Annotated in this window: 24 protein-coding genes; 21 read left to right on the top strand and 3 right to left on the bottom strand. The window is 71.9% G+C overall.

What is annotated here, in order from left to right; all coding sequences use genetic code 11:
• The first annotated feature begins 51 nt into the window (after positions 1 to 51).
• The 18 genes from AB0H88_RS22215 (at position 52) to AB0H88_RS22130 (ending at position 17210) form a co-directional block, all read left to right on the top strand.
• Positions 52 to 831, top strand: coding sequence for a 3-oxoacyl-ACP reductase family protein (locus tag AB0H88_RS22215; RefSeq protein ID WP_357647233.1), 780 nt, complete (start codon positions 52 to 54; stop codon positions 829 to 831).
• Between the two features lie 122 nt (positions 832 to 953).
• Positions 954 to 1244 (top strand): phosphopantetheine-binding protein, encoded by a 291-nt coding sequence (locus tag AB0H88_RS22210; protein WP_225290089.1) that lies wholly within the window; start codon positions 954 to 956, stop codon positions 1242 to 1244.
• Positions 1241 to 1825 (top strand): 3-hydroxyacyl-ACP dehydratase FabZ, encoded by a 585-nt coding sequence (fabZ, locus tag AB0H88_RS22205; protein WP_357647230.1) that lies wholly within the window; start codon positions 1241 to 1243, stop codon positions 1823 to 1825. The genes AB0H88_RS22210 and fabZ overlap by 4 nt, the downstream gene beginning before the upstream one ends.
• Before the next feature lie 3 nt (positions 1826 to 1828).
• Positions 1829 to 2893, top strand: a complete 1065-nt coding sequence (locus AB0H88_RS22200) for a glycine cleavage T C-terminal barrel domain-containing protein (RefSeq protein WP_357647228.1) — start codon at positions 1829 to 1831, stop codon at positions 2891 to 2893.
• Positions 2894 to 2922: 29 nt separating this feature from the next.
• The gene (locus AB0H88_RS22195; RefSeq protein WP_357647226.1) at positions 2923 to 5235 is read left to right on the top strand and encodes a beta-ketoacyl-[acyl-carrier-protein] synthase family protein; all 2313 of its coding nucleotides are present in this window, start codon (positions 2923 to 2925) and stop codon (positions 5233 to 5235) included.
• Positions 5232 to 5981: a nitroreductase family protein gene (locus AB0H88_RS22190; protein ID WP_357647224.1), complete on the top strand. Its 750-nt coding sequence runs from the start codon at positions 5232 to 5234 to the stop codon at positions 5979 to 5981. The genes AB0H88_RS22195 and AB0H88_RS22190 overlap by 4 nt, the downstream gene beginning before the upstream one ends.
• Positions 5978 to 7219, top strand: a complete 1242-nt coding sequence (locus AB0H88_RS22185) for an FAD-dependent oxidoreductase (protein ID WP_357647223.1) — start codon at positions 5978 to 5980, stop codon at positions 7217 to 7219. Before AB0H88_RS22190 ends, AB0H88_RS22185 begins: the two co-directional genes overlap by 4 nt.
• Positions 7216 to 8082: an alpha/beta fold hydrolase gene (locus AB0H88_RS22180; protein WP_357647221.1), complete on the top strand. Its 867-nt coding sequence runs from the start codon at positions 7216 to 7218 to the stop codon at positions 8080 to 8082. Before AB0H88_RS22185 ends, AB0H88_RS22180 begins: the two co-directional genes overlap by 4 nt.
• Positions 8083 to 8117: 35 nt before the next feature.
• Positions 8118 to 9023, top strand: a complete 906-nt coding sequence (locus AB0H88_RS22175) for an ACP S-malonyltransferase (protein ID WP_357647219.1) — start codon at positions 8118 to 8120, stop codon at positions 9021 to 9023.
• The gene (locus AB0H88_RS22170) at positions 9020 to 9457 is read left to right on the top strand and encodes a phosphopantetheinyl transferase (RefSeq protein ID WP_357647217.1); all 438 of its coding nucleotides are present in this window, start codon (positions 9020 to 9022) and stop codon (positions 9455 to 9457) included. Before AB0H88_RS22175 ends, AB0H88_RS22170 begins: the two co-directional genes overlap by 4 nt.
• A 19-nt stretch (positions 9458 to 9476) precedes the next feature.
• The gene (locus AB0H88_RS22165; protein WP_357647215.1) at positions 9477 to 10337 is read left to right on the top strand and encodes an ester cyclase; all 861 of its coding nucleotides are present in this window, start codon (positions 9477 to 9479) and stop codon (positions 10335 to 10337) included.
• Positions 10338 to 10348: 11 nt separating this feature from the next.
• Positions 10349 to 11137: an alpha/beta hydrolase gene (locus AB0H88_RS22160; protein ID WP_357647213.1), complete on the top strand. Its 789-nt coding sequence runs from the start codon at positions 10349 to 10351 to the stop codon at positions 11135 to 11137.
• Positions 11134 to 11877 carry a hypothetical protein gene (locus tag AB0H88_RS22155; protein WP_357647211.1) on the top strand — a complete coding sequence of 248 codons (744 nt, stop codon included), beginning with the start codon at positions 11134 to 11136 and terminating at the stop codon, positions 11875 to 11877. The genes AB0H88_RS22160 and AB0H88_RS22155 overlap by 4 nt, the downstream gene beginning before the upstream one ends.
• A complete protein-coding gene (locus tag AB0H88_RS22150) occupies positions 11865 to 12860 on the top strand; it encodes a right-handed parallel beta-helix repeat-containing protein (protein ID WP_357647209.1) in 996 nt (331 codons plus the stop codon). Before AB0H88_RS22155 ends, AB0H88_RS22150 begins: the two co-directional genes overlap by 13 nt.
• Positions 12857 to 13795: an ABC transporter ATP-binding protein gene (locus AB0H88_RS22145; RefSeq protein WP_357647207.1), complete on the top strand. Its 939-nt coding sequence runs from the start codon at positions 12857 to 12859 to the stop codon at positions 13793 to 13795. The genes AB0H88_RS22150 and AB0H88_RS22145 overlap by 4 nt, the downstream gene beginning before the upstream one ends.
• A gap of 2 nt (positions 13796 to 13797) precedes the next feature.
• Positions 13798 to 14976 carry an ABC transporter permease gene (locus AB0H88_RS22140; RefSeq protein ID WP_357647205.1) on the top strand — a complete coding sequence of 393 codons (1179 nt, stop codon included), beginning with the start codon at positions 13798 to 13800 and terminating at the stop codon, positions 14974 to 14976.
• Positions 14973 to 16151, top strand: a complete 1179-nt coding sequence (locus tag AB0H88_RS22135) for an ABC transporter permease (protein WP_357647203.1) — start codon at positions 14973 to 14975, stop codon at positions 16149 to 16151. Before AB0H88_RS22140 ends, AB0H88_RS22135 begins: the two co-directional genes overlap by 4 nt.
• Before the next feature lie 63 nt (positions 16152 to 16214).
• Positions 16215 to 17210, top strand: a complete 996-nt coding sequence (locus tag AB0H88_RS22130; protein WP_357647201.1) for a hypothetical protein — start codon at positions 16215 to 16217, stop codon at positions 17208 to 17210.
• A 53-nt stretch (positions 17211 to 17263) separates the two neighbouring features.
• Here the strand turns inward: AB0H88_RS22130 and AB0H88_RS22125 are convergent, their stop codons facing one another.
• Genes AB0H88_RS22125 through AB0H88_RS22115 form a run of 3 tightly spaced genes read right to left on the bottom strand, consistent with a single transcriptional unit; the run spans position 17264 to position 21085 of the window.
• On the bottom strand, positions 17264 to 18418 hold the full coding sequence (locus AB0H88_RS22125) for a cysteine desulfurase family protein (RefSeq protein WP_357647199.1): 1155 nt from the start codon (positions 18416 to 18418) through the stop codon (positions 17264 to 17266).
• A 39-nt stretch (positions 18419 to 18457) separates the two neighbouring features.
• A complete protein-coding gene (locus AB0H88_RS22120) occupies positions 18458 to 19342 on the bottom strand; it encodes an LPD16 domain-containing protein (RefSeq protein ID WP_357647197.1) in 885 nt (294 codons plus the stop codon).
• A gap of 21 nt (positions 19343 to 19363) precedes the next feature.
• Positions 19364 to 21085, bottom strand: coding sequence for a condensation domain-containing protein (locus AB0H88_RS22115; RefSeq protein ID WP_357647195.1), 1722 nt, complete (start codon positions 21083 to 21085; stop codon positions 19364 to 19366).
• A 293-nt stretch (positions 21086 to 21378) separates the two neighbouring features.
• Here AB0H88_RS22115 and AB0H88_RS22110 point away from each other — a divergent pair, with 293 nt between their 5' ends.
• From AB0H88_RS22110 to AB0H88_RS22100, 3 genes are read left to right on the top strand one after another with little or no spacing between them, the layout of a single operon-like run.
• Positions 21379 to 21618 carry a phosphopantetheine-binding protein gene (locus AB0H88_RS22110; RefSeq protein ID WP_357647193.1) on the top strand — a complete coding sequence of 80 codons (240 nt, stop codon included), beginning with the start codon at positions 21379 to 21381 and terminating at the stop codon, positions 21616 to 21618.
• A 9-nt stretch (positions 21619 to 21627) separates the two neighbouring features.
• Positions 21628 to 23253 carry an acyl-CoA ligase (AMP-forming), exosortase A system-associated gene (locus AB0H88_RS22105; protein ID WP_357647191.1) on the top strand — a complete coding sequence of 542 codons (1626 nt, stop codon included), beginning with the start codon at positions 21628 to 21630 and terminating at the stop codon, positions 23251 to 23253.
• Positions 23250 to 24473, top strand: a complete 1224-nt coding sequence (locus AB0H88_RS22100) for a pyridoxal-dependent decarboxylase, exosortase A system-associated (RefSeq protein WP_357647189.1) — start codon at positions 23250 to 23252, stop codon at positions 24471 to 24473. The genes AB0H88_RS22105 and AB0H88_RS22100 overlap by 4 nt, the downstream gene beginning before the upstream one ends.
• Positions 24474 to 24566: the final 93 nt, after the last annotated feature.

The raw sequence follows: 24566 nt of genomic DNA, 5'->3' as shown, positions 1-24566 counted from the left end.
CGTGATACACGCCTTTAGTAGCTTTATCGGTGCAGGTACCAATTGTTTGGTATGCGCATTGTCAAACCCCTGGAGACGATGATGCTCTTTGCCGAAGGCTCCGTGGCCCTGGTTACGGGCGGGTCGCGTGGCATCGGCCGGGCGGTCGCGCTCGACCTGGCCCGGGAGGGTGCCCACGTCGTGGTCAACTACGCCCGTTCGGAGGCGGACGCTGAGGAGGTCGTCGCCCTGATCGGGAAAGAGGGCGGCAGCGCGACGGCCGTACGGGCCGACGTCACGGACGAGGCCGAGGTACGGCGGATGTTCCAGGGCGTACGAGCCGATCATGGCCGTCTGGACGTGCTGGTGACGAGTGCCGGCATCACACTGGACCGCTATCTCGTCGCCATGAGCCTGGAGCAGTTCCGCGGACCCATCGACACCAACGTCACCGGCACCTTCCTGACCTGCCGGGAGGCGCTGCGCATCATGCAGCACCAGCGGCGGGGCGCGATCGTGACCGTGTCCTCGACCAGCGGGCTGGACGGCGGCTTCCCCGGCCAGACGAACTACGTGGCCTCCAAGGGCGCGATCATCGCCTTCACCCAGGCGCTGTCGAACGAGGCGGCCCCGCACGGGATCCGGGCCAACGTGGTGGCGCCCGGGTTCGTGACCACCGATATGACGCGCAAGGTGCCCGCCAAGATCAGGAAGGACTACGAGACGCGCATCCGGCTGGGCCGCATGGGCCGGCCGGAGGAGATCGCGACGATCGTGAGCTTCCTCGCCTCCGACAAGGCGTCGTACATGTCCGGCGCGGTGGTGGTCGCCCACGGCGGCGGCCTCGGCTGACCCGCCGCGAAACCACCTGCTGAGCCCCACTCGCTGAGCCCACCCGCTGTGAGCCGACCCCGCCACGAACCGTGAATCAGTCCCCGACCGCAAGCCCCTGTCACGAGGCACATGGAGGATGGATGACCCTCGACCAGCTCCGCGCGAAGGCCGCCGAGCGCCGGCAGACGTGCACCCAGATCAAGAAGATGATCGTGTCCCGGCTCGACCTGGAGATCGAGCCGGACTGGATCACCGACGACCAGCCGCTCTTCGGGCGCGGCCTCGAACTCGACAGCCTCGACGTCCTGGAGTTGTACGTCGCCATCGAGGCCGAGTTCGGTGTGGCGCTGTACGACAGCGAGATGGCCGTCTTCGGCTCGGTGTCGCGACTGGCGGACGAGGTCAACCCCGCCCTGCGGGCGACGCCATGACGATCGGCGCCACCCAGCTCGCCTCGGCCACCGCGGCAGCCGCTGCGGCGGCCTCGGCGGCGGGCACGGCGGCGGGCGCGGCCGCGGCGGAAGCCGCCACGACGGCGCAGGCGGTCAGGTCGGCGGCCACGGCGACCGGGCTGAACCATGACCAGATCAGGCAGGTGCTCCCGCACCGCTGGCCGATGCTCCTGCTCGACCGGGTCAGCAGGGTGGAGCCGGGCGTCAAGGGCACCGCGACCAAGAACGTCGCCGGGACCGAACTCTGGTTCCAGGGCCACTTCCCGACCGCGGCCGTGCTGCCCGGCATCGTGATCATCGAAGCGCTGGCCCAGCTCGCCGGGGTGGTCTTCGCCCTGGCGGGCGCGAGCGAGATCAGCTACCTGGCCGGGGTCAGGTCGATGCGGTTCCGCCGTCCCGTCGTCCCCGGCGACCAGCTGACCCTGTCGGCCGAGCGGACCGGGGGCGGCGCCGGGTTCGCCGAGTACCGGGTGTCGGCGCGGGTGGACGGCCAGGTCGCCGCCGAAGGAAACCTCACGATCGCCGATCCGGCGGGTCAACGTTCCGTACGAAAGGTGTGAAGCATGGCTACCGTCCTCGCGAACCTGCATCCGGAGGGCACCGTCTACGGCGAAGTGGGCGACAGCTCGGTCCCGCTGCGCTTCTCTGAGCCGGCCGACGAGTACCGGGTGCTCAGGGAGCGCGCCGCCGTCCTCGACCTGGGTGGGAACCGCCTCATCGAGATCACCGGGCCCGCGGCCGTGGACTTCGCGCAGCGGCTGCTCGCCCGCGACGTGGAGTACCTCACCTCGGAGCGCTGCATGATGAGCCTGGTCCTGGACGAGTCCGGGCAGGTCGTCGACCAGGTGCTGGCCTTCGGCCGGGAGAACGGGATCCTGCTGGAGAGCTCCTGCGGCGCCGGCACGCGCCTGCTGGAGCACCTGGAAGAGCACAACGACGAGGGCGTGGTGATCACCGACCGGTCGGCCGACCTCACGGTCCTGGCCCTGGAGGGGCCGTACGCCTGGGGTGTGGTCGGGCGGCTGATCGACGGTGAGCTGGCCTCGCTGCCGTTCGAGTCGGTGGTGGAGACCGAGTGGAACGGCACCGAGATCATCTTCGCCCGGACCGGCTTTACCGGCGAGTACGGCTACCAGATGATCGTGCCCATCGAGTCCGCGGCCGAGCTGTGGTGCCAGGCGCTGGAGCACGCGGGAGCGGCCGGCCAGGAGGCCCTGGAGCTGGCCATGCTGGAGGTACGCCAGCCGATCCCGCGCCACGAGGCGACGGCGGGTGCGAGCGTGATCGAGATCGGCGCCAACTGGCTGGTCGACGTCACCAAGGACGAGTTCGTCGGCAGGGAGGCGGTGCTGGCGGCGTTCGAGTCGGGCCAGGGCCGCCGCACGGTCGGCTTCACCGGCGGCGACGCCATCCCCGAGGCGGGCGCCAGAGTGCTGGCGGGCGGCCAGGACATCGGCGAGGTGGTGCACGCGGTGCGCAGCGCCGGTCTGGGCGCCACGCTCGGGCTGGCCAGGGTCGACGCCGAACTGGCCGCCGCCGGGCTGGAGTTCACCGTGGACGGCGTCGAGGTGACCACGCTGACCAGCCCGTACATCGTGCCCAAGAGCTGGAGCATCCCGATCATCTGATCGGGAGGCCTGCTGAGAAGGAGAGAAGCATGGCGCTGCGGCCTGTCGTCGTCACCGGCCTGGGCATCATCTGTGCGATCGGCCGCGATCCCGCGGAGTTCTGGCAGCGGCTCATGTCGGGCACCGGCGGCCTCACGCCGGTCCTGGACGAGTCCTTCGCGGTGTTCGAGGCGCGGCACGCGGGCCAGGTACCCGACGAGTGGATCGACGGGGGGCTACCGGACGCGGGCGCCGGCCTGGACCGCACCGCCCGGCTCGCGCTGATCGCCGCCCGCCAGGCGATCGAGCAGGCGGGCCTGACCGGCGCGGACCCCGATCGGTTCGGCATCATCCTCGGTAAATGCCAGGCGACCCCCGACGCCGTGGGCCGCTACCAGCCCATGCACCGCACCGAGGACGTGGTCGCGGACCGGCTCGGCATGCGCGGGCCGCGCATCCTGGTGTCCACCGCCTGCGCGGCGGGCGGCAACGCCGTCGGCCTCGCCAAGGACAAGATCCTCACCGGCGAGGCAGACGTCGTCCTGGCCGGGGGCGTGGACCCGCTGCTCTTCGGCACGTACGCGGGCTTCGCCGGGCTCAAGGCGCTCAGCACCGGCCCGTGCCGGCCCTACAGCCACTCCGACGGGCTCAACCTCGGCGAGGGAGCGGCGTTCCTGCTGCTGGAGCCGCTGGACCGGGCGCTCGCGAGAGGCGCCACGCCGCTGGCGGAGGTCGCCGGCTACGGCCTGTCGGCCGACGCCTACCACGCCACCGCGCCCGACCCCACGGGCCGGGGAGGGGCGAGCGCGGTACGGCGGGCGCTCGCGGACGCGGGCCTGACCACGGACGACGTGGGCTACGTGAGCGGCCACGGCACCGGCACCCCGGCCAACGACGCCATGGAGGCCAAGGTCATGCGGGTGGTGTTCGGTGAGCGGGCCGGGCGGGTGCCCACCAGCAGCATCAAGTCGTTCGTCGGCCACACGCTGGGCGCCGCCGGTGCGGTGGAGGCCGTCGCGAGCGTGCTGGCCCTGCGGCACGGCACCGCGCCGCCCACCATCGGCTTCGCCGCCGACGCCGTACCGGGTGACCTGGACTTCGTGCCCAACGTGGCACGGGAGCTGCCGATCGACACCGTGGTGTCGAACAACTACGCCTTCGGCGGTAACAACGTCTCACTCGTGCTGACAACGCCACGGGACGCGCGGGAGTACGACGAGCTGCCGGAGGCGGCGGCCGTGATCACCGGGCTGGGGCCCGTCACCGGGCTGGGCACCGGCATCGGCGAGGTGGCCGAGGCGATCGTCACCGGGCGCCAGGCGGCCGGGCAGGCGCCGTCGCTCGACGGGCGGACGTTCGCGCCGCGCTCGCTGTGGCGGCACATGAACCACCTGTCCAGGATGGCGATCGCCGCCTCCCGGCTGGCCTGGGAGGACGCCGGGCTGCAGTTGCCCAGGAAGGAGCTCGACGACGTCGGGCTGGTCTTCGCCACGGGCGCCGGGTCGGCGGAGAGCACCGGCGGGTTCGACGAGAGCATCGCCGCCAACCCGAACAAGCCGGCCGTGCTGAGCTTCTCCAACGTCGTGCTGAACGCCACCGGCGGCGCGGTCTGCCAGACGCTCGGTCTGCGCGGGCCCACCACCACGATCTGCAACGGCGGCGCCTCGGCCTCGATCGCCCTCGACTGCGCGCTGGAGATGATCAGGGCGGGCAAGGCGGAGGTGGTGCTGGTGGTCGCGGCCGACGAGACGGTCGCCACGACCGCTGCCGACGCTGTGGTGTCGCCGTACGACCGGCGGCACTCCGGCACGGTTCCCGGATCGGCGGCGGTGGCCTTCGTGGTGGAGTCGGCCGGGCACTGCACGAGACGCGGCGGCCAGCCGTACGCGCGGGTCATGGGAACCGGCCACGCAAGCGGCGGGGACCCGACCACGACCGGCCACGCGGGCGGCGCGGACCCGACCACGGCGGACCACGCGGGCGGTGGGGAGTTGGTCGCGCGGGTGCTCGCCCGGCTGCCCGAGGCCCGGCCCGAGCTGGTGGTCGGTGCGGGCACCGGGGTCCCGGACGACGCCGAGGAGTCGGCTGCGGTCCTGGCCGCCCTGCCCGGCGCGGTGCTCACCACGTCGGCGGGACTGACCGGCGACTGCCAGGCCGCAACCGGCGCGATGAACATCGCCATGGCCGCCCTGGCGATCCGCGACGGTATCGCGCCCGCCCTCACCGGGCTCGTCGAGCCGCACGCGGGCGAGCCGGCCTCGTACGTGACCAAGCCGGAGCTGCCCGACCCGATCGGCCAGGCGCTGGTGCTGACCGCCGCGCCCGGCTCGGTGCGCGGCGCCGTACTGCTGGGGGCACCGTGACCACGGCCCCGGGGCTCGCGATGGCTCCGCCCTTCGACGTGGCCGAGACCGACCGGCTGCTGACCACCACCCGCTCCGTGCGGCGGCGGCTCGACCTGGACCGGCCCGTGCCCCGCGAGGTCGTACAGGAGGCCCTCCAGGTCGCCGTCCAGGCCCCGACCGCCAACAACCACCAGAACTGGCGCTGGCTGGTGATCACCGACCCGGCGGTCAAGGAGCGGATCGCCGAGATGATCTCGACCTCCTGGACGTTCCACCGCAACGACATGTGGACGAACGCCGGCAGACGACGCAACAACCGGCAGGCTCGCAAGAACTACGACTCGGCCGAGGCGCTGGTGGAGACCATTGGGCGGGTGCCCGTCCTGGTCATGCCCTGCGTCCTGGGCCGCCCGCCGGACATCGAGGCCATCAACACGGCCTGGGACCGGCGGATGGCCGACAAGGTCCCCGAGGACCCGGGACACCTGGTCCAGCACGGCCCGATGCGGGCGAGCATCTTCTACGGCTCCATCTTCCCGGCGATCTGGTCGTTCCAGCTGGCACTGCGCAGCCGGGGCCTCGGCAGCACGATCACCTGCATGCACGTCCCCCATGAGCGTCAGGTGGGCGAGCTGCTCGGCATCCCGACCGGGGTCACCCAGGTGTGCCTGATCCCGGTCGCCTACACGCTCGGCACCGAGTTCCGGCCGGCGGATCGGTACGGGGCCCACGAACGTACGTACTGGGAAAGGTGGGAGGCATGACCGTCGACTACGCCGACGTCGTCATTGCCGGAGGCGGCATCGCGGGCGCCTCGGCGGCCTGCAAGCTGGCCGCCGGCGGGCTGTCCGTCGTACTGCTGGAGAAGCAGGAGGAGTACCGGGACCTGGTCCGCGGCGAGTGGCTGGCCCCCTGGGGGATCAGGGAGGCGCAGCGGCTGGGCGTCTACGACTGCTTCGGGGCGGGCGGCGGCTGGGAGATCCGGGAGTGGATGACCTGGGACGAGGCCGTCACCGAGGACGAGGTCGAAGCGGTGGACATGACCCGCTTCATCCCCGGCATCGGCGGGCCGATGTCGTTCCCGCACCACCAGGTGTGCGAGCTGATGGCGGCGCAGGCCGTGGACAGCGGCGCCCGGCTGGTGCTGGACGCGGCCCGGGTCACCGTGACGCCGGGCCGCGAGCCCGTGGTGACCTACCAGACCGCCGAGGGCCCGCAGGAGATCCGGGCCAGGATGGTGCTCGGCGCCACGGGCCGGGGCAACACCGTCGGCCGCCAGATCGGCGTCCGGATGCGCAACTCCATGCACCACTGGGGCGGCGGCATGATGGTCGAGGGCCTGGACGGCTGGCCCGCCGACGTTCAGGCCATGGGCACCGAGGGCGACGTCATGTTCATGGTCTTCCCCCAGGGCTACGGCCGGGCCCGCCTCTACCTGAACTTCCCCACGGTCAACAAGCTCCGTTACCGCGGCCCCGGCGGCGTCGAGCGCTTCCTGGCCGCCTTCGAGCTCGACTGCCTGCCCGACAGGGGCAAGGCGGTGACCGAGGCCGTACCGGCGGGCCCGCTGTCGGTGTGGCCGTCGGTGTCCAGCGTTCCCGAGGGGCCGCCGCTGACCGATGGCGTGGTGCTGATCGGCGACGAGGCCGGCAACGCCGACACCGTGCTCGGCACCGGGCTCTCCTGCGCCCTGCGCGACTCCCGTACCGTCTGCGACATCCTGCTCGGCGGCGACGACTGGTCGCCCGCGGCGTTCGCGCCGTACCTGGAGGAGCGGGACTTCCGCCTGGAGCGCCTCGACTTCGGCGCATCGATCATCAGCCGGCTGCACGTGGAGTTCGGCCCCGCGGCCACGGAGCGGCGGCGCCGGGTCCGCAAGCTCATGGCCAAGAACTTCGCCGCGCAGGTGACCGGGCTGCTCAACATGGTCGCCCCCGAGGACGTGCCCGAGTTCGGTTTCAGCGAGTTCTTCGCCGAGCGGTTGTTCAGGGAGACGGCATGAACAAGAAGAGAGTCCAGGTCAACGACGTCGAACTCGCCTACGTGGACGAGGGCGAAGGCGATCCCGTCATCCTGCTCCACGGCTTCCCCGACTCCTCCTACCTGTGGCGGCACCAGATCCCGGCCCTGGTCGAGGGCGGCTTCCGGGTGATCGCGCCGGATCTGCGCGGGTTCGGCGACTCCGGCAAGCCACAGGAGATCGAGGCGTACGGGATGCAGACGATCGTCAACGACGTCGTCGCCCTGACCATGAAGCTCGGCATCCGTCGGCCCCACATCGTCGGCCACGACTGGGGCGCGGCCATCGCCTGGATGTACGCCTTCCTGATGCCCCGCAGACTCGACCACCTCGCGGTGCTGTCGGTCGGGCACCCGGGCGTCTTCGCCACTCCTTCGCTGGAGCAGCGGATGGCCTCCTGGTACATGCTCTTCTACCAGTTCCCCGGCGTGAGCGAGGAGTTGCTGCGGCGCAACGGGTGGCGGCTGTTCAAGGAGATCATGGGCCGCGACGGCGACTACGACCGTTATCTGCGCGACCTGGCCCGGCCCGGCGCCCTGACGGCGGGCCTGAACTGGTACCGCGCCAACCGCTCGCCCGAGGCCGAGCTGCGGCCGGCCCGCCCCTTCCCGCCCGTGCTGGCGCCCACGCTCGGCATCTGGGGAGCGGGGGACAAGGCACTGCTGGAGGAGGGCATGTCGGCCTCCGGCAAGTACGTGAAGGGGCCCTGGCGCTACGAGCGCGTCGAGGACGCGGGCCACTGGCTCCCGCTCGACGCCCCCGATGAGGTGAACAAGCTGCTCCTCGGCTTCCTCGGCACCGAGCAGGCCGCTCATGAGGAGAGGCGACCTCGCCGGCGGCTGTAGGCGAAAGGGAGTTTAGGCGAAAGGGGTACTGCGCAATGCTTGGATTTCTCTTCCCAGGACAAGGCACGGTCCGTGTCGGTATGGGTGCGTGGCTGCGTCGCAGACCCGTGGCGCGAGCGCGGCTCGACGAGATTGACGCGCTGCTCGCACAGCCCATCACCCCGCTGTGCGCTCGCGGGCCGCTGGAGCGGCTGGTGGCGACCGAGCACGCGCAGGTCGCGGTGACCGCGTGCAACCTGGCGGCGCTGGCGGTGCTGCTGGAGGAGGGATTCGAGCCGCTCGTGGTCGCCGGGCACAGCGTCGGCGAGCTGAGCGCGTTGCACGCGGCGGGCGTGCTCACGCTCGCCGACACCGTACGGCTGGTCGAGCTCAGGTCCCGGCTGATGGCCGAGGTCGGCGTCACGGGCGGGATGCACGCGGTGATGGGACTGCCGGTCGAGGAGGTCGAGACGCTGGCCGCCGAGGCGGGCTCCGCGGACGAGCCGCTGGTCGTGGGCCTGGAGAACGCCCCGGGCCACGTGGTGGTCTCCGGCGCGCTGCCGGCCCTGGACCGGCTGGGCAAGCTCGCCACCCGGGCCAGCAAGATCGTACCGCTGCGGGTGGGCAACGCCTTCCACTCACCGCTGATGGCGGCGGCCGTCCCCGCCTGGGCCGAGGCGGTGCGGGCCGCGCCGATGAGCGAGCCCCTCGTGCCCGTGGTCCCCAACGTGACCGGAGAGCCCACCACCGACCTCGCCACGCTCAGGGACGCGCTGGTCGCCCAGCTCACCGGGCGGGTCCGGTGGACGGACACGGTGAGCGCGGTCGAGGAGTTCGCCCCCGGCGTCGAGGTGGGCGACAGCAAGGTGCTCGCGGGCCTGTCGCGCCGGGCGGGCGCGCGCTGCCTGAGCCTGGCCGAGCCCGCCACCCTCCGGCGATTGTCCAGGGAGATCGCGGCATGAACCGGTGGGGCAGCGCGATGGTCGGCTTCGCCGGGCTCTCCCGGCCTCAGGAGCTGGTCGGCGACATGCGCCTCGAAGAGGTGTACACGGCGGCCGAGCGCCTCAGGTCGGGGTACGGCCGCACGCTCCAGCACTGGGCCGGGCGCCTGGCGGGCAAGTACGCGGTGCTCCGCCTTCTCGGTGTCTCCCCCACGGCCGAGCATCTCGGCCAGGCGGAGGTGCTGCCCAGGCCCACCGCCAACTGCGCGAAGACCGCCGTCTGCCACACCGGGCACCCGCCGGCCGTCCGGCTGGCCGGGGCGCTGCGCGCGGCGGCGGGGCCCGGCCAGCAGATCCGGCTCTCGCTCAGCCACACCGACGGCAAGGTGCTCGCGGTGGCCGTCGCCTCCGCACGCCTGCCCGAAGACGAGACCGCCGAAGACGAGAACGCCTAAGAAGAGAACGAGGCATGACATGGACGCCAGGAAGGCCGCCGAGCGGCACCTTGAGGCGTGGCAGGCCGGTGACCCCGAGGCGGTGGCCGCCACCGCCGCCTCCTACAGCGACCCCGACACCGGCGGTGAGCTGAGTGGGGCCGCGCTGGCCGCCCACGCCGCCGGCACGCTGGCCCGCTTCCAGCGGCCGAGGTTCCTGGTGGACGAGGTCATCGGCGACGGCGAGGCCGTCACGCTCTGGTGGACGCTCCAGGCCGACCACCGCGCCCCCTACCTGGGCATGCCCGGGGTCGGCGGGACCATCGGCGTCCAGGGGAGCGACCTGGTGACCCTCGGTCCGGACGGTCCGCGTGTGCGGCGCCGCTTCGACCGGCTGGCGGTCGCGGAGGCGCTCGGCTACTCGGCGCGGTTCGTACCGGCGGCCGACTCCGAGACGGGCGGGGTCAGGCAGTTCGGCGTCAGCGCGCGCGTCCCCAGCGGGCGCACCGAGCCGCCGGGCGTACTGACCCTGACCTGGCTGGAGGTCCGCGACGACGCGGAGGCGGCGGACGTGGACCTGCTCAGCGTGGAGGTCGTCAAGTCGCTGCGGGCCTCCAAGGGGTTCCTGGGCCTGGCGACGTTCGACGTCGGCGACCGCAAGTTCACCGTGACCGCCTTCGACCGCCCCGAGTCCGTCCGCGCGGTGCACGCCCGGCCGCACCAGCGGAGCATGCGCCGCTTCTTCAAGGGCGGCCTGTGCACCCGGGTGCTCACCAGCGTCTGGATCCCCTCCGACATCCGCGAGTACGCCCGCTGCCCCGACTGCGACACCGTCGTCCGGGTCGGACCGGACGCCGCCTGCGGCTGCGGGTGGACCCCGGGCGACGCCTCCCTACTGTGACTGGAGCCTTCATGTCCGACTTCACCACCGAACACCGGCTCGGCCACCGCGAGGGCGGGCCCGCCGTGGTCTTCATGTCCGCGCTGTTCGCCGGCGGCTGGATCTGGGAGCACCCCTACCGCTATCTGGCGGGGGCCGGCGTGCCGGTGCTGCGTACGCACGAGGCGATCTGCGCGCTCGACCGCCGGGTGGCCGGCTCGATCGAGCGGCTCGGCGACGCGCTGCTGCACGCCTGCGACGAGGCGGGTGTCGAGGACCTGGTCCTCTGCGCCAACTCGCTCGGCGGCCTGGTCGCCATCGACCTGGCCGGCCGCCGCCCCGAGCGGATCAAGGGCATCGTGGTGAGCGGCGCCCCCGGGCTGACCCCCGACCCCGACGTCGGGCTGAGCTTCGACCGCCGGGCCAGCGTGCGGCCGTTCGGCGACGACTTCGGCGTCCGCATGGTGTCCGCGCTCTTCCACGGTACGGAGCCCTACTTCACGCGGGCGCAGATGGACGAGGTCGGCACCATGCTCCGGCAGCCGGAGGCCATGGTCAGCATGGCCCGCAGCCTCAAGGCCACCCGCCGCTACCAGGTCAAGCCGGCGCTCGACAAGGTCCGCTGCCCGTCCCTGTACGTCTGGGGCAGGCACGACCGGATGACGCCGGTCGACCCGTGGCTGGAGCTGCTCGCCGGCTACCCGGAGAACGACGTGGTGGTGGTCGAGGAGAGCGGGCACATCCCGATGATCGAGCGGCCGGCCGAGTACAACGCGGTGCTCGAACCGTTCGTGGCCCGCTGCGCCAAGGTCGCGGCATGACGCTGTCCGCCGGGCAACGGGTCATGCGGCCGGACGCATGGCCGGTCGTGCAGCCGGTCGACCGGCCGTCCGCGCGGGCCGTGCAGCCGGTCGTTCGGCCGTCCACGCAGGCCGTGCTGCCAGTCGTCCGGCCGGTCGTCCCGCCCGTGTTTCCTCCTGTGCTGGTGGGTGTGGACATCGTGGACGCGGACCGGCTCGCCAGGGCGGCCGGGCGCGGCGGCGCCGTCTTCACCGAGCACCTCACCACGCCCGCCGAGCGCGAGCTGGGCGCGGAGGAGGTGGCCTTCTCCGTCAAGGAGAGCTTCATCAAGGCGGTGGGCGGGCGTCCGCCCGGCTTCACCTGGCACGACTTCGAGGCCCGCGCCGGGCGGCCCGCCGCCTGGGCGCGGCGGCTGCTCGACGAGGCGGCCGCGGAACTGACCGCCTCGACCGGGCTCGCGCTGACGGGCGGCTCGTCCTACGCCGTCCGGGGCGCGAGCGAGCAGGCGGCCCTGGTACGGCTGGCGCCGCGCCGGAGCCGGGTGGCCGGGGCGGCCCGGTGGGGGATGGGCGCGGGGCTGCTCGTCTCCCTGGCGATCGTGTACGCCGACGGTCTGAGCGACGGTTACGCCGACGGGTTCGGCGACTGTGACGGCGACGGGTTCGGCGAGTGTGACGGCGACGTGTACGGCGACGTTTACGGCGACGTTTACGGCGACGGTTTCGGCGACAGGGAGGGAGACCCAGGATGTCCCAGGTGAAGCCCGGGGAGTCGATCCAGCGGGCGCTGGACGAGGCGGGCGCCGGAGCGACGATCGAGCTGGCGGCGGGCACGTACGCGGAGAACGTCTGGATCAGGCATGACGGCGTGACGCTGACCGGCGCCGGAGCGGGCCGCACGGTGCTGGTCCCGGGAGACTCCGTCCCCGAGGGGATCCCGAAGCTGCACGACGCGTCGGCGGACGTCGTCAGCGGCATCAGCCTGCACGGCGTCGGCGACGTCACGATAGCCGGGCTGAGCGTGCGCGGCTCGACCGGCGCGGGGATCTACGCCCACACCGTCACCGGCCTGACCGTGCGGGACGTCGAGACGGCCGGCAACGCCGTCTGGGGCGTCTACGTGCGCGAGTCGAGCCGGTGCGAGGTGACCGGCTGCACCGCGTCGGGCAGCCAGTACGGCGGCATCGCGCTCAGCTTCTGCCCCGAGGCCGATGGGCTGGTGGCGGACAACGAGAGCTTCGCCAACGCCTTCGGGATCTTCGTCGACAACTCCTCCCGCGTCAGGGTGCTGCGCAACAGCTGCCACGGCAACGCCGCCGGGCTGCTGATGCTCAACCAGACCTACGAGGGCGAGCCCGACGGCGGCGTGCGCGACTGCCTCGTCTCGGGCAACGACCTGTACGGCAACGGCCTGGCTGCGGGCGGCGACGCCCCCGACGCGCTGGGGGCCGCGGGCCCGCCGATCTCCGGCGTGGGCCTGGCGCTGATCGGGACGCACCGGGTCAGCGTCGTGGACAACCGGATCCACGACAACCATCCCAGCGGCGAGTCCGTCATGGGCGCCGCGTTCGTCATGGGCTCGTCCAAGGACTGGGGAGGAGACGACGCCATGGACAACCACCTCCTGTGGAACCGGGTGACCGGCAACAGCCCGCTCGACCACCAGCTCGGCGTCGATCTGGAACGCCAGGTCTGCGCGGGCAACACCAGCGACAAGGGCGAGCCGGACGGGTGGGGCCGATGACCGCCACCCTGGCCTGTACCGGCCTGAGCAAGAGGTTCGGCGACGTGCTCGCCGTACAGGATGTGGGGTTCGCCATCGCCCCCGGCGAGGCGTACGGCCTGCTCGGGCCGAACGGCGCGGGCAAGACCACCACGATCTCCATGCTCGTCGGCCTGCTCAAGCCCGCCACCGGGAACGTGACGGTGTGCGGCACGGACCTCGCCGCCGAGCCGCTGGTGGCCAAGGCGAAGATCGGCTACGTGCCGCAGGAGATCGCGCTCTACCCGGAGCTGACCGGGCGGGAGAACCTGCGCTTCTTCGGCCGGCTGTTCGGCCTGCCGCGACGGGAGCTGGCGGCGCGCATCGACGAGGTGCTCGACCTGGTCGGACTGTCCGACCGGGCCGACGGCAAGCTCGGCACGTACTCGGGCGGCATGAAGCGGCGGATCAACATCGGCGCGGCCCTGCTGCACCGGCCTGAGGTGCTCATCCTGGACGAGCCGACCGTCGGCGTCGACCCGCAGAGCCGCAAGGCCATCCTCGACGGCGTGGAGCGGCTGGTCGCCGACGGCATGGCGCTGCTCTACACCTCGCACTACATGGAGGAGGTCGAGCGGGTCTGCGACCGGGTCGGGATCATCGACCACGGCCGGATCGTCGCCGAGGGCACCCGCCACGAGCTCGTCGCCATGGTCGGCAGCGCCGACAAGATCGAGCTGATGCTCGACGGCGACGTGGACGGCGCGTTCGACAAGCTCCAGGCGCTGGAAGGCGTCATCGAGGCGGTCAGGACCGGCACCGGCTCGGTGCGGCTGCTCGCGGAAGGCGGCCGCTACGTGCTGCCCGCGATCATCACCGCCGTGGACGGCCGCGCCACCGTGACCGCCGTCGAGGTCATCGAACCCGACCTGGAGGCCACCTTCCTCCACCTCACCGGCAGCAAGCTGCGGGACTGATCATGCTGAGACCCCTTCTGTCCATCGCCGCGCTGGAACTGCGTACCCGGGTACGCGATGGAACGGCCCTGGTGGTCGCGCTGATCGTGCCCATCGCGCTGGCCACCCTGTTCGGCCTCGCCCTGGGCGGGGACGACCCGCCGCTGCGGGCCACGATCGGCTTCGTCGATCTCGACCGCGGCGAGTTCTCCGCCAGTGTGCGGCGGGAGGTCATGTCCAACGAGCAGCTCAAGGGCACGCTGACGCTGCGCGAGCTGCCCAGCAGGCAGGAGGCGCAGCGCTCGCTCGATGCCGGCGACATCGGGTCGGCCATCGTGTTCCCGCAGGGGTTCACCAAGAGCGTCGGCGCGGGCTCGGGCGGCCAGGTCGCGGTGCTCACCTCCGCCGAGTCGCCGCTGGCCGGCGTGGTGGCGAACGCCATCGTCGACCGCATCTCCTCGGTGGTGGACGCCCGCACGCTCGCGGTCCGCGCCTCGCTCGCGTACGGCGTGGCCGGTGACCGGGTGAAGGAGCTGGTGGAGCGCAACGGCGCCGCCGGGCCCGGACTGAGCCTGGCCGACGACCCCATGGCGGGCGGCAAGATCGACCTGTCGGTGTACTACGGCTCCGGCATGGCCGCCCTGTTCGCCTTCTTCGTGGTGGGTGCCTCGTTCAGGAGCCTGCTCACCGAGCGGCGGCAGGGCACGCTCAACCGGATGCGGGCCGGGCCGATCCCGCAGTGGACGCCGATCGCCGGCAAGGCCCTGGTGGGGTTCGGGCTGGGCGTGGTCAGCGTCGTCGCCACCTGGGCGTCCTCCTCGCTCATCTTCGGCACCAGCTGGGGTGACCCGGTGGCGGTCTTCGCGCTGCTGGTCGCGCACGTGCTCGCCGCCGCCGCGATCACCATGCTGGTGGCCAGCCGGGCCAAGACCGATGCCCAGGCCGACGGGGTGACCATGGTCGTCTCGTTCGTGATGGCGTTCTTCGGCGGCAGCCTGGTGCCGCTGTACAACCTGCCCGGCTTCCTGCAGAAGGTGGCGCTGCTCACCCCGAACGGCTGGACGTCGACCGGGCTGATCCGGCTCGCGGGCTCCGGCGGGGGACTGACCACGGTGATCGTCCCGATCGGCGTGCTGTGCGCGATCGCGCTGGTGGCGGGCGGCCTGGCCGCGGCCGGCTTCAGGAAGGGGCTGCTCGGATGAGGCCACAAGAGTCCGCGCGGATCCAGCTGCGGCCGCGTCCCATCCTCGCGCTGGTGGCGGCGAACCTGCGCCGGCTCTCCCGCGACAAGGTCGGCCTGTTCTTCATGGTGATCATGCCGTTCGTCAACATCGTGTTCGTCGGCATGGCGCTCGGCGGCGGCGCCGTGGGGGCCGCCAAGCTGCCCGTCGGAGTCGTGGCCACCGGCTCCGATCCCGTCACGGCCGCCGTGCTCAAGGAGCTGCGCGCGCACCCCGACCTCGCCATCACGACCGTGGCGACCAAGCAGGACCTCCAGTCGGGCGTACGCGAAGGGTCCCTCGCCGCCGGGCTGGTGATCCCGGCCGGCTCGACCAGGCTCGAACTCGTCATGACCCAGATGAACGGCAGCGGCATGGCGGCCCGCAGCGCCGTCGACGTCGCGGTCGGCAGGGTGGCCGCGGTGCTCGAGGCCACCAGGGCCGTCGAGGCCGCGGGCGCCACGCCCGCGCAGGCCGCCGCGCGCGTGCGCGAGGCACAGGCCGACTCGGGCCGCGTCGCGGTCATCGGCTCCGGTACGCCCGGCGCCACACCCAGGGGCTTCGCCTACACAGCCCCGGCCAACCTGCTGCTGTTCACCTTCATCAACTCCATGGCCGTCGCCGCCGCGCTCGCCGAGAGCAGGCGGCTCGGGATGCTCCAGCGCGCGATCACCGCCCCGGTCAGGCGCCGGTCGGTGCTCGCGGGGGAGGCGCTGAGCAGGTTCGTCGTGGCCGTCGCGCAGTCGCTGTTGATCATGGTGGTCAGCTCGCTGGTGTTCGGCGTGTCGTGGGGCGACCCGCTGGGCGTCGCCGCGGTGGTCGGCTCGTTCTCCCTGGTGGCCACCGGTGCCGCGATCCTGGTCGGCAGCCTCGTACGCTCGCCCGCGCAGGCGCCCGCCATCGGGCCGCCGCTGGGCATCGTGCTCGGCATGCTGGGCGGCTGCCTGTGGCCCAGGGAGTCTGCGGGGGACTTCCTCAACTCGATCGGTTACCTGTTCCCGCACGCCTGGGGCATGGACGCGCTGCTGGCGCTGACCAAGCCCGGCACGGGCATCGGCACGGTCCTCCCCGAGGTCGCCGTGCTCTCCGGGATGGCGGCGGCGCTGCTCGGCCTGTCCCTGTTCCTGTTCAACCGCCGCACCCGAACCTTCACCTGAGAGTTCCGGTCACCTAAGAGTTCCGGTGACCTGAGAGTTCCGTTGAGTTGATGGGAGATCGTGATGACGACTATTCCGTTGTTTCCGGGGATGGCCCCTGTGGGCGGCGACCACGCCACCGACGTTTACCGTTACGCGGCCCGCAAGGGCGCGATCGAGGCGCTCGAGGTGGCCGCCGTCGATCTCGGCATCAGCCTGCATGAGATCCACGAGGCGGTGGCCCATCTGGTGGAGAACCGCCTGCTCATGATGGAGGACAGGGCGGGCCGCCGGTTCGTCCCCGTGGATCCCGAGGTGGCCGCGGCCTCGCTGGTCTCCTCCGTCGAACGGGAGATCTACCAGCGCCGGGAGCTGATCGACCAGATCCGCGAGCGGATCAGCGTGTTCCGGCAGGACTACACCGGCAGAACCTCGGCGCCCAGCGCGATCGAGTACCTGGTGGGGTCGATGGAGGTCCGGGGCTTCCTCAAGACGGCCGGTGACTCCTGCCGGGACGAGGTGCTGGTGCTCCAGTCGAGCCTGACCGACGCGGACGAGCTGTCGCAGGCGTACTCACCGCTGCTCGGGCGGGGCATCACCGTGCGCATCATCTGCCAGCACCGCAACCGGGCCGATCTCGCCACCCGGATGCGGATGAAGAAGCTGACCGACGCGGGGGCCGCGGTGTGCACCGTCAGCCACATCCCGCGCTCGGCCGTGGTGTTCGACCGGTCGCTGGTGGTGCTGTTCGGGCTGTCGGACGGGGAGACCAACGTGGCGCGGGTGCACAACCACGGGGTCGCGCAGTTCCTGCTGGACCTGTTCAACCACCTGTGGGAGACGGCCACGCCGCTGGAGGGCGTCGAGGCCGGCTACGCCGATGTGGCCGATGACCTGCAGCAGGCCATCGCCGCGCTGATGGCCAAGGGCTACACCGACGAGGTCGTGGCGCGCAAGCTGGGCATGTCCGTGCGTAGCTGCCGCCGGCACATCGCCACGCTGATGCGCGACCTCGACGCGACCAGCCGCTTCCAGGCCGGGGTGCAGGCGGCCAGGAAGTTCCTGCCCAATGGCGGGTGACAAGCGGCCGGTTGTCTGTGCGGGCCCGCCCCCGGCGGGCCCGTCGCCGTACGTCATGTGGCCTGCATCGCGACCGACACCGCGGCCAGGTCCAGGGCCCGCTCGCAGACCAGCTCGACGCCCCGCACCAGCTCGTCGAACGCCATGCGCGGGTCGAGGCACATCCGGATGGAGCTGTTCGCGTCCTCGGCGCTCACCCCGATCGCCGTCAGGACGTGTGAGGGCTCCTGGGAGTCGGAGTTGCACGCGGACCCGGTGGACACGGCCACGGTACGCAGGCTGGAGACCAGACTCTCCCCCCGGACCCCGGGTAGCACCACGTTGAGCACATGAGGCACTCCGGTGAGCGGATCGCCGTTGATCCGCACGCCCGGGAGCCGGGTGGTGAGCAGTTCGAGGGCCGCCTCGCGCAGCCGTACGGCCCGCATCCAGTCGTCGTCGAGCCGCCGCAGCGCCAGCTCGCACGCCTTGCCCAGCCCCACCACGAGGTGCGTGGGGATGGTCCCGCTGCGCAGCTCGTACTGGCCGCCGCCGTACGTGATCGGCCGCAGGCGCACGCCGGGCCGCACGTACAGGGCGCCGATGCCCTTCGGGCCGCGTACCTTGTGCCCGGAGATCGACAGCGTGTCCACCCCGGCCTCGACCACGTCGATCGGGATCCGGCCGGCCGCCTGGGCGGCGTCCACGTGCAGCAGGCAGCCGACCTCGTGGCAGAGCGTGGCCAGCTCCGCCATCGGCTGGATGGCGCCGATCTCGCTGTTGACCAGGGCGGCGGTGGCGACGCGGGAGTGGACGTCGAGCTGCTCGGCCAGCCGGGTCAGGTCGATCAGCCCGTCCTGGCGTACCGCCATCGTGCGGGTCTCGATGCCCCGCCCGGCCAGTGCCCGGCCGATGGCCAGCGCGGACTTGTGGTCGGTCGGGCAGAACAGCGCGTTGACGGGCGCGGGCTCCTCATGGGCGAACATGCCCAGCAGCGCGATGTTGTTGCTCTCGGTCGCGCCGGAGGTGAAGACGATGCCGCGCGGGTCGGCGCCCAGGAGCTCGGCCACGGACACGGCGGCGAGGTCCACCGCGCGGCGGGCCTGCTTGCCGAGGACGTGCGGCGACGACGGGTTGCCGAAGTCCTCTCTCAGGTACGGCAGCATCGCGTCGACCACTTCGTCGTCCACGCGGGTGGTGGCGCAGTTGTCCAGATAAATGATCTTCATGGGCGGCCCGTCACTTTCGGTGGTCCGTCTCGCGCCGCGTCAGCTCCTGAACGTGCTGACCGTCACGAGCTTCGAGTAGATCTCGTCCGTGGACATCTCCCCGCTCCCACCGGGGTCGGCGATGATCACCAGCATGTCCGACAGCCGGTAGAGCTCCAGGGCGATGTCGACGCCCGTCTGGACGGGTGCGAGACACTCACCAGGCGCGAAGATGACGATCGCCCGATAGCCGGCGTTGTGCACCTCGGAGATCATCTCGGTGATCTCGCCGGCGCATCCGGTGATGCCGCAGCTGATCAGCGTGCGGTAGTTGCCCTCGTCGTCGAGGAAGGCCACCTCGGTGTCCTTCGTGCCCGACTCGAGATACCGCTTCTCCAGGCGCCCCTGCTTGACGAACCGGTCGGCGGCCTTCTGGAAGCGGTACTTGAGCCAGGTCTCGGGGAAGGCCAGCGGGTGCTTACGGCTCGGCAGCACGCGGTCCGGCCCGAACCCGGCCTCGCGCAGGATCCGCTCGTACTCCGCTGGCAGGCCGGTGAAGCGCTCGAAGAACTCCGCCCGCAGCTCGCTCGCCGGGCGGCCCGACGTGGGCACGTACTGCCAGTCGTTGACCAGCAGCAGCAGCCGCACGTCGGTGCGGGTCCGCGCGTACGACTTGAGGAGGTCGGCCGACAGCTGCCAGCTGTACTCCGGGAAGATCCCCACCCGGCCGGCGATCCGGCGCCGCATCAGCTCGGACCCTTGCGCCTCGATGACGCCGGGGACGAGCTTCCCCTCATCCTCGAAAAGCATGAAATGGCCGCCCATGACGACCAGGTTCTCTATGCCGGAGGCGGTCAGCTCACGGTCTATCAGCCGGCGCAGCTCCTCTTCGGAGCCGACGAGCTGGTGACTCTTGGATACTCGGGCGGCGAGTGCGTCTGTCATGGTGGACCACTCCAGGGTGGGTCAGGGCTGGGAGAGTACGTGCCTCGGAGACTCGATGACGGCTTCCGGGGTGATCTCAGGGGGCGCTGCGGTGACCGGGGTCAGCGTGCCGGCCAGCGCCCGCAGCGGCTGGGGGCCGGTCAGGTGGTGGACGGAGGCGCCCGCCCATCCGTGGGCCGCCAGCAGGGCCAGGACCCGGGGGATCCGCAGGGCCCGGCCGCCGGCGAGCGTGTAGCTGTCGGACAGGTCCACCTCGCCGAGCCCGTTCACCTGCCGGACGACCTCGGCGAGCGCCTGCCCGGCCTCGGGGGCGAACGCCGGTCGGTCTTCGGGGGCGAGCGCTGGTCGCTCTTTGGAGGCGAGCGCCGGTCGGCGGTCGGGGGCGGGTGTGCTGTGGGGCGCCGGTGTGCTGAAGCCGGCGAGGCGCGTGACGTCGCTGATCCGGAGGTCGTCCCCGGCGAGCAGGACGGTCTCGTAGCCGCGCAGGAAGCGCTCCATGTCACCGGCTCCCATGACCGAGGACCGGGCGTGGAAGCCGACGACGACCGCGTCACGCCACTCGTCGATCCTGAAGTACGTGTCCATCTCCTCGTACGCCCAGGCCGTCGGCACCGGCTTCCAGGCGAACGTGGTGCGCCGGGCCCGCGCCTCGCTGGAACGCTGCTTGATGAAGTTGACCTCCGACCCGAGGCGTATCGGCAGGCCACGCCGCGATCCCTCGCGCGACACCAGCTCCACGACCTCGTCATAGGGCACGGACGAGTGCGTCCGGGCGAGCTCGAAACGCTCGGCCACCCGGCGCAGCAGCTCCGCGAACGTCGGGTCGTCGTGGCAGTCGACGGTCACCAGCATCGGCGCGAACATGCACGTCATCACGCCCGCGTACGGGCCGGGCTCGCGGTTGCCGGAGAACGACAGGTGCGCGACCGTCCCGAGCCCGGTGTAGGCGGCCATCATGGCGGTGTACGCGGTCACGTGGACCAGCGACGGCCACACCTGGTCCGCGGCGGCGATACGCCGTACGGCGTCGAGCAGCGCAGGAGACGTCAACGCCGCACTCCGCGTCACCGGCCCGCCATCGGGGGCGCTATTGGGGACGCGTCGGGCGGCGAACGGGTCGGCCGGGAGGCGGGTGATCTCCTCGGCCCAGTACGCCAGGGAGCGGGCCGCCACGGCGGTGGCCTCGGCCGACGACTCGTGGCGGGCCAGGTCCGACGGCTGGTTGCGGACGGGTTCCAGCGCGGCCGGTCGCCGGGAACTGAAGCCGGCGCACTGGACGGTCAGCTCGCGCTTGATCTCCCGGACCGTCCACGCGTCCACGGCCAGATGGTTGAGCACCAGGACGATCTGCTTGGGGACGCCGCCCGTGGTGATGACGCAGGCGCGGATCGGCCAGTCGGCGTCGAGGCGGAAGGCGGTGGTGCCGAGCCGCTCGACGATCTCGGCGGGGGCAGGGGTGCCGTCGCGTTCGGTGGTCGCCAGGAGGATCGGCAGCGCGGCCGGCGGGTGCACCTGCTGGCGCGGCTCCGGCCCGGGGTCGAGATGGTAGGTGGTCCGCAGCGACTCGTGGCGGCGCGTCAGGTAGTTGATCGCCGCGCGGCAGTTCGCCACCGAGACGTCGTGCGGGATGGCGAGCCGCAGCACGATGTGCGTGTCATGCCGTTCGCCCGGCGGCAGCCGGTGGTATTTCAGCCACATGTAACGCTGGCCCCAGCACAGATTCGCGTTCTTCGCGGCGGACAACTCAGCCTCCCCATGTGCGCCGGTCGCCGGTGATGCGAGTTGCAACACTTTGAATGTGCTTCATAATCTGCGCCGGTGCGGAGTGCGACAACCGGGCGCCGATGACCGGCTCCGGAAGGCGATTACCTGCCAACGGCGCCGGCCGCTTTTCTGGAATGGCGGGCTTGACGCTTCGTCGCGCATTCGGCCAAGCTCGGAGCGAACAGCATTGAGCGGCTCGGCTTTCGGCCTGAGGTGGCGCGGTGACTATGTTGGAAATACCACCCGAGTTTCAGAATATTCTGCGCTCGCATTTGCCGTACGCGGACGCGGGCGACTTCTCGGCGTCCGACGAGCTGGCGGGCCTCGGCCTCGACTCGATGGGCGTGGTGCGGTTGCTGGCCGACATCGAGGACCGCTACGACATCGAGCTGCCCGACGACCTCCTCAACGAGGAGACGTTCGACACCGTCGGCTCGCTGTGGCAGGCCCTATCCGCGCTGATTCACCCCCAAGGAACCGTCGGTGACGAGCGAGCACCGTTACGAGTGTGAGGATCGCCGATGCTGACGCGAGTCGATGACGTGGTGCGGTGCGGCGATCCTGATCGCCCCGCCGTGACCTACCAGGACGAGACGCTCAGCTACGGCGAGCTGACCCGCCGCGTCGGCCGCGCCGCGAGCGGGCTGCGCCGTCTCGGGCTGCGCCGGGGCGAGCGGGTCGTCGTCTACCTGGAGAAGCGGATCGAGACCGTCGTCGCCATGCTCGCCGTGTCCGCGGCCGGCGGGGTGTTCGTGCCGGTCAATCCGCTGTTCAAGCCGCAGCAGGTGGGCTATGTGGCCGCCGACTGCGGGGCGGTCGCGGTGGTCACCTCGGTCGAGCGGCACCGCCTGGTCGGCGCCCGGCTCCAGGAGGTGGAGTCGCTGCGCCACCTGATCCTCATCGGCGACCGGCCGCGCGTCCCGGAGCCGCTCCCGGTCACGCCCTGGTCCCAGCTGTGCGCCTCCGACGAGGAGGGATCGGCTCCTGAGGGGGTGAACGCCTCCGAAGCGGGCCCGGCTCCTGAGGGGGTGGACGCCTCCGAAGCGGGCCCGGCTCCCGAGGGGGTGATCGACGCCGACGTGGCGGCGATCCTCTACACCTCGGGCAGCACCGGCAGCCCCAAGGGCGTCGTCCTGTCGCACCGGAACCTGCTCGCCGGCGCCCGCAGCGTCGCCCACTACCTCGGCCACACCCGTGACGACGTGGTGCTCGGCGTGCTCCCCCTGAGCTTCGACACCGGCTTCAGCCAGCTCACCACCTCCTTCATCGCGGGCGCGCACGTCGTGCTGGTGAACTACCTGGTGCCCGGCGCGGTGGTCCGCCTGTGCGCGCGGCACGGCGTCACCGGGCTGACCTGCGTACCGCCGCTGTGGCTGCAGCTCGCGGCGCAGACCTGGCCGGAGGCGGCCACCCGTCGTCTGCGTTACTTCGCCAACACCGGCGGGCGCCTGCCCAAGCCCGCGCTGGACTCGCTGCGGGCCACGTTCCCGCAGGCCAGGCCGTACCTCATGTACGGGCTGACGGAGGCCTTCCGCTCCACCTACCTCGACCCCGAGCAGGTCGACCGCAGGCCCGACTCGATCGGGAAGGCGATTCCCAACGCGGAGATCCTCGTCGTACGCCCGGACGGCGGCGTGTGCGAGCCCGGCGAGAAAGGGGAGATCGTGCACCGTGGCGCGCTCGTGGCGCTCGGCTACTGGAACGACCCCGAACGCACCGCCGAACGGTTCCGCCCCTACCCGCCGGGCGGCAGCCCGTGGGGGAGCGAGCTCGCGGTCTGGTCGGGCGACGTCGCCTACCGCGACGACGAGGGATTCATCTACTTCGTGGGACGTACCGACGAGATGATCAAGACTTCCGGATACCGGGTCAGCCCCAGCGAGATCGAGGAGGCGGCCTACGCCACCGGGCTGGTGGGCGAGGCGGTGGCGTTCGGCGTCGCCGACGACACGCTCGGCCAGCAGGTGGTGCTCGTCGTCAGCGGGCCGAGCGGCGCGGCGTGCGACACCGAGACGCTGGTCAAGGCGCTCGAACGCGACCTGCCGCGCTACATGGTCCCGCGCCGGGTGGTGGTGCGCGACCGGCTGCCGAGATCGGGCAACGGCAAGTTCGACCGTACGGAGCTGCGCAGGTCGGTGACCTGGTGACCGCCCTCCCGAGCGGCTGGTACGGCAGGTACGACTGCCAGCTCACCGTAGGCGGCATCCCCGTCGAGCGGCTGGCCGCCCGCGTGGGGAGCACGCCGTTCTTCGCCTATGACAGGGAGCTCGTCAACCGGCGGGTGGCCTCGGTGCGCGCGGCCCTGCCCGAGGATGTCGAGCTCAGCTACGCGGTCAAGGCCAATCCGATGCCGGCCCTGCTCCAGCACATGAGCGGCCTGGTCGACGGCTTCGACGTGGCCTCCGGGCAGGAGATGCGGCACGCCCTCGACACCCCGGTGCCCGCCTCGCGGATCAGCTTCGCCGGGCCCGGCAAGTCCATGGCCGAGCTGACGCAGGCGGTCGCCGCCGGCGTCACCGTCGAGCTGGAGTCCGAGCTGGAGGTGGAGCGGGTCCGGTCGGCGAGTGCCGCCGTGGGCGTTCCCGCGCGGGTCGCGCTGCGCGTCAACCCCGACTTCGCGATCCGCGGCTCCGGCCTGCGGCTGGGCGGGGGGCCGCAGCAGTTCGGCATCGACGCGGAGCGGATCCCCGCGGTCCTGGCCGGGCTGACCGGCGACGACCTCGACTTCCAGGGCTTCCACGTGTTCGCCGGTTCGCAGAACCTGCGGGTCGACAACATCTGCGAGGCGCAGCGCCGTACCGTCGAGCTGATTCTCGGCTTCGCCGACGCGGCGCCCGGGCCCGTGCGCTACGTCAACATCGGCGGCGGCTTCGGCATCCCGTACGCGCTGCGCGACCGGCCGCTCGACCTCGGCCCGATCGGCGACAACCTGGCGCGGCTGGTCGACGGGCTGGTCCGGCCCCGGCTGCCGGAGGCGCGGGTCGTCGTCGAGCTGGGGCGCTATCTGGTCGGTGAGGCGGGCGTGTACGTCACGCGCGTGGTGGACCGCAAGGAGTCGCGCGGCAAGGTGTTCGTCGTCGTGGACGGCGGCCTGCACCACCAGCTCGCGGCCTCGGGCAACTTCGGCCAGGTGATCAGGCGCAACTACCCGATCGCGGTGGGGAACCGGATGGACGACCCGCCCGAGGAGGCCGTGACCGTGGTCGGCTGCCTGTGCACCCCGCTCGACCTGCTGGGGGACGACGTCTCGCTGCCGAAGGTGGGGGTGGGGGATCTGATCGTGCTGTTCCAGGCCGGTGCGTACGGACTGACGGCCAGCCCCACCGCGTTCCTGAGCCACCCGGCACCGGTTGAGGTGCTGGTCTGAGCCGGGAATGAAGGCGGGTCCGCAGTACCCCTGCGGGCCCTTCGGCTTTGTCGCCGCGGGTGGGGATCCGCAGGCCGGCGCGGCGGGGGCTGT

This window comes from Nonomuraea sp. NPDC050680, assembly GCF_040654555.1.
In the GTDB taxonomy this organism is placed as follows: Bacteria; Actinomycetota; Actinomycetes; order Streptosporangiales; family Streptosporangiaceae; genus Nonomuraea.
Note: the sequence above shows the minus strand (reverse complement) of the source record. Positions and strands in the feature narration are given on the sequence as shown.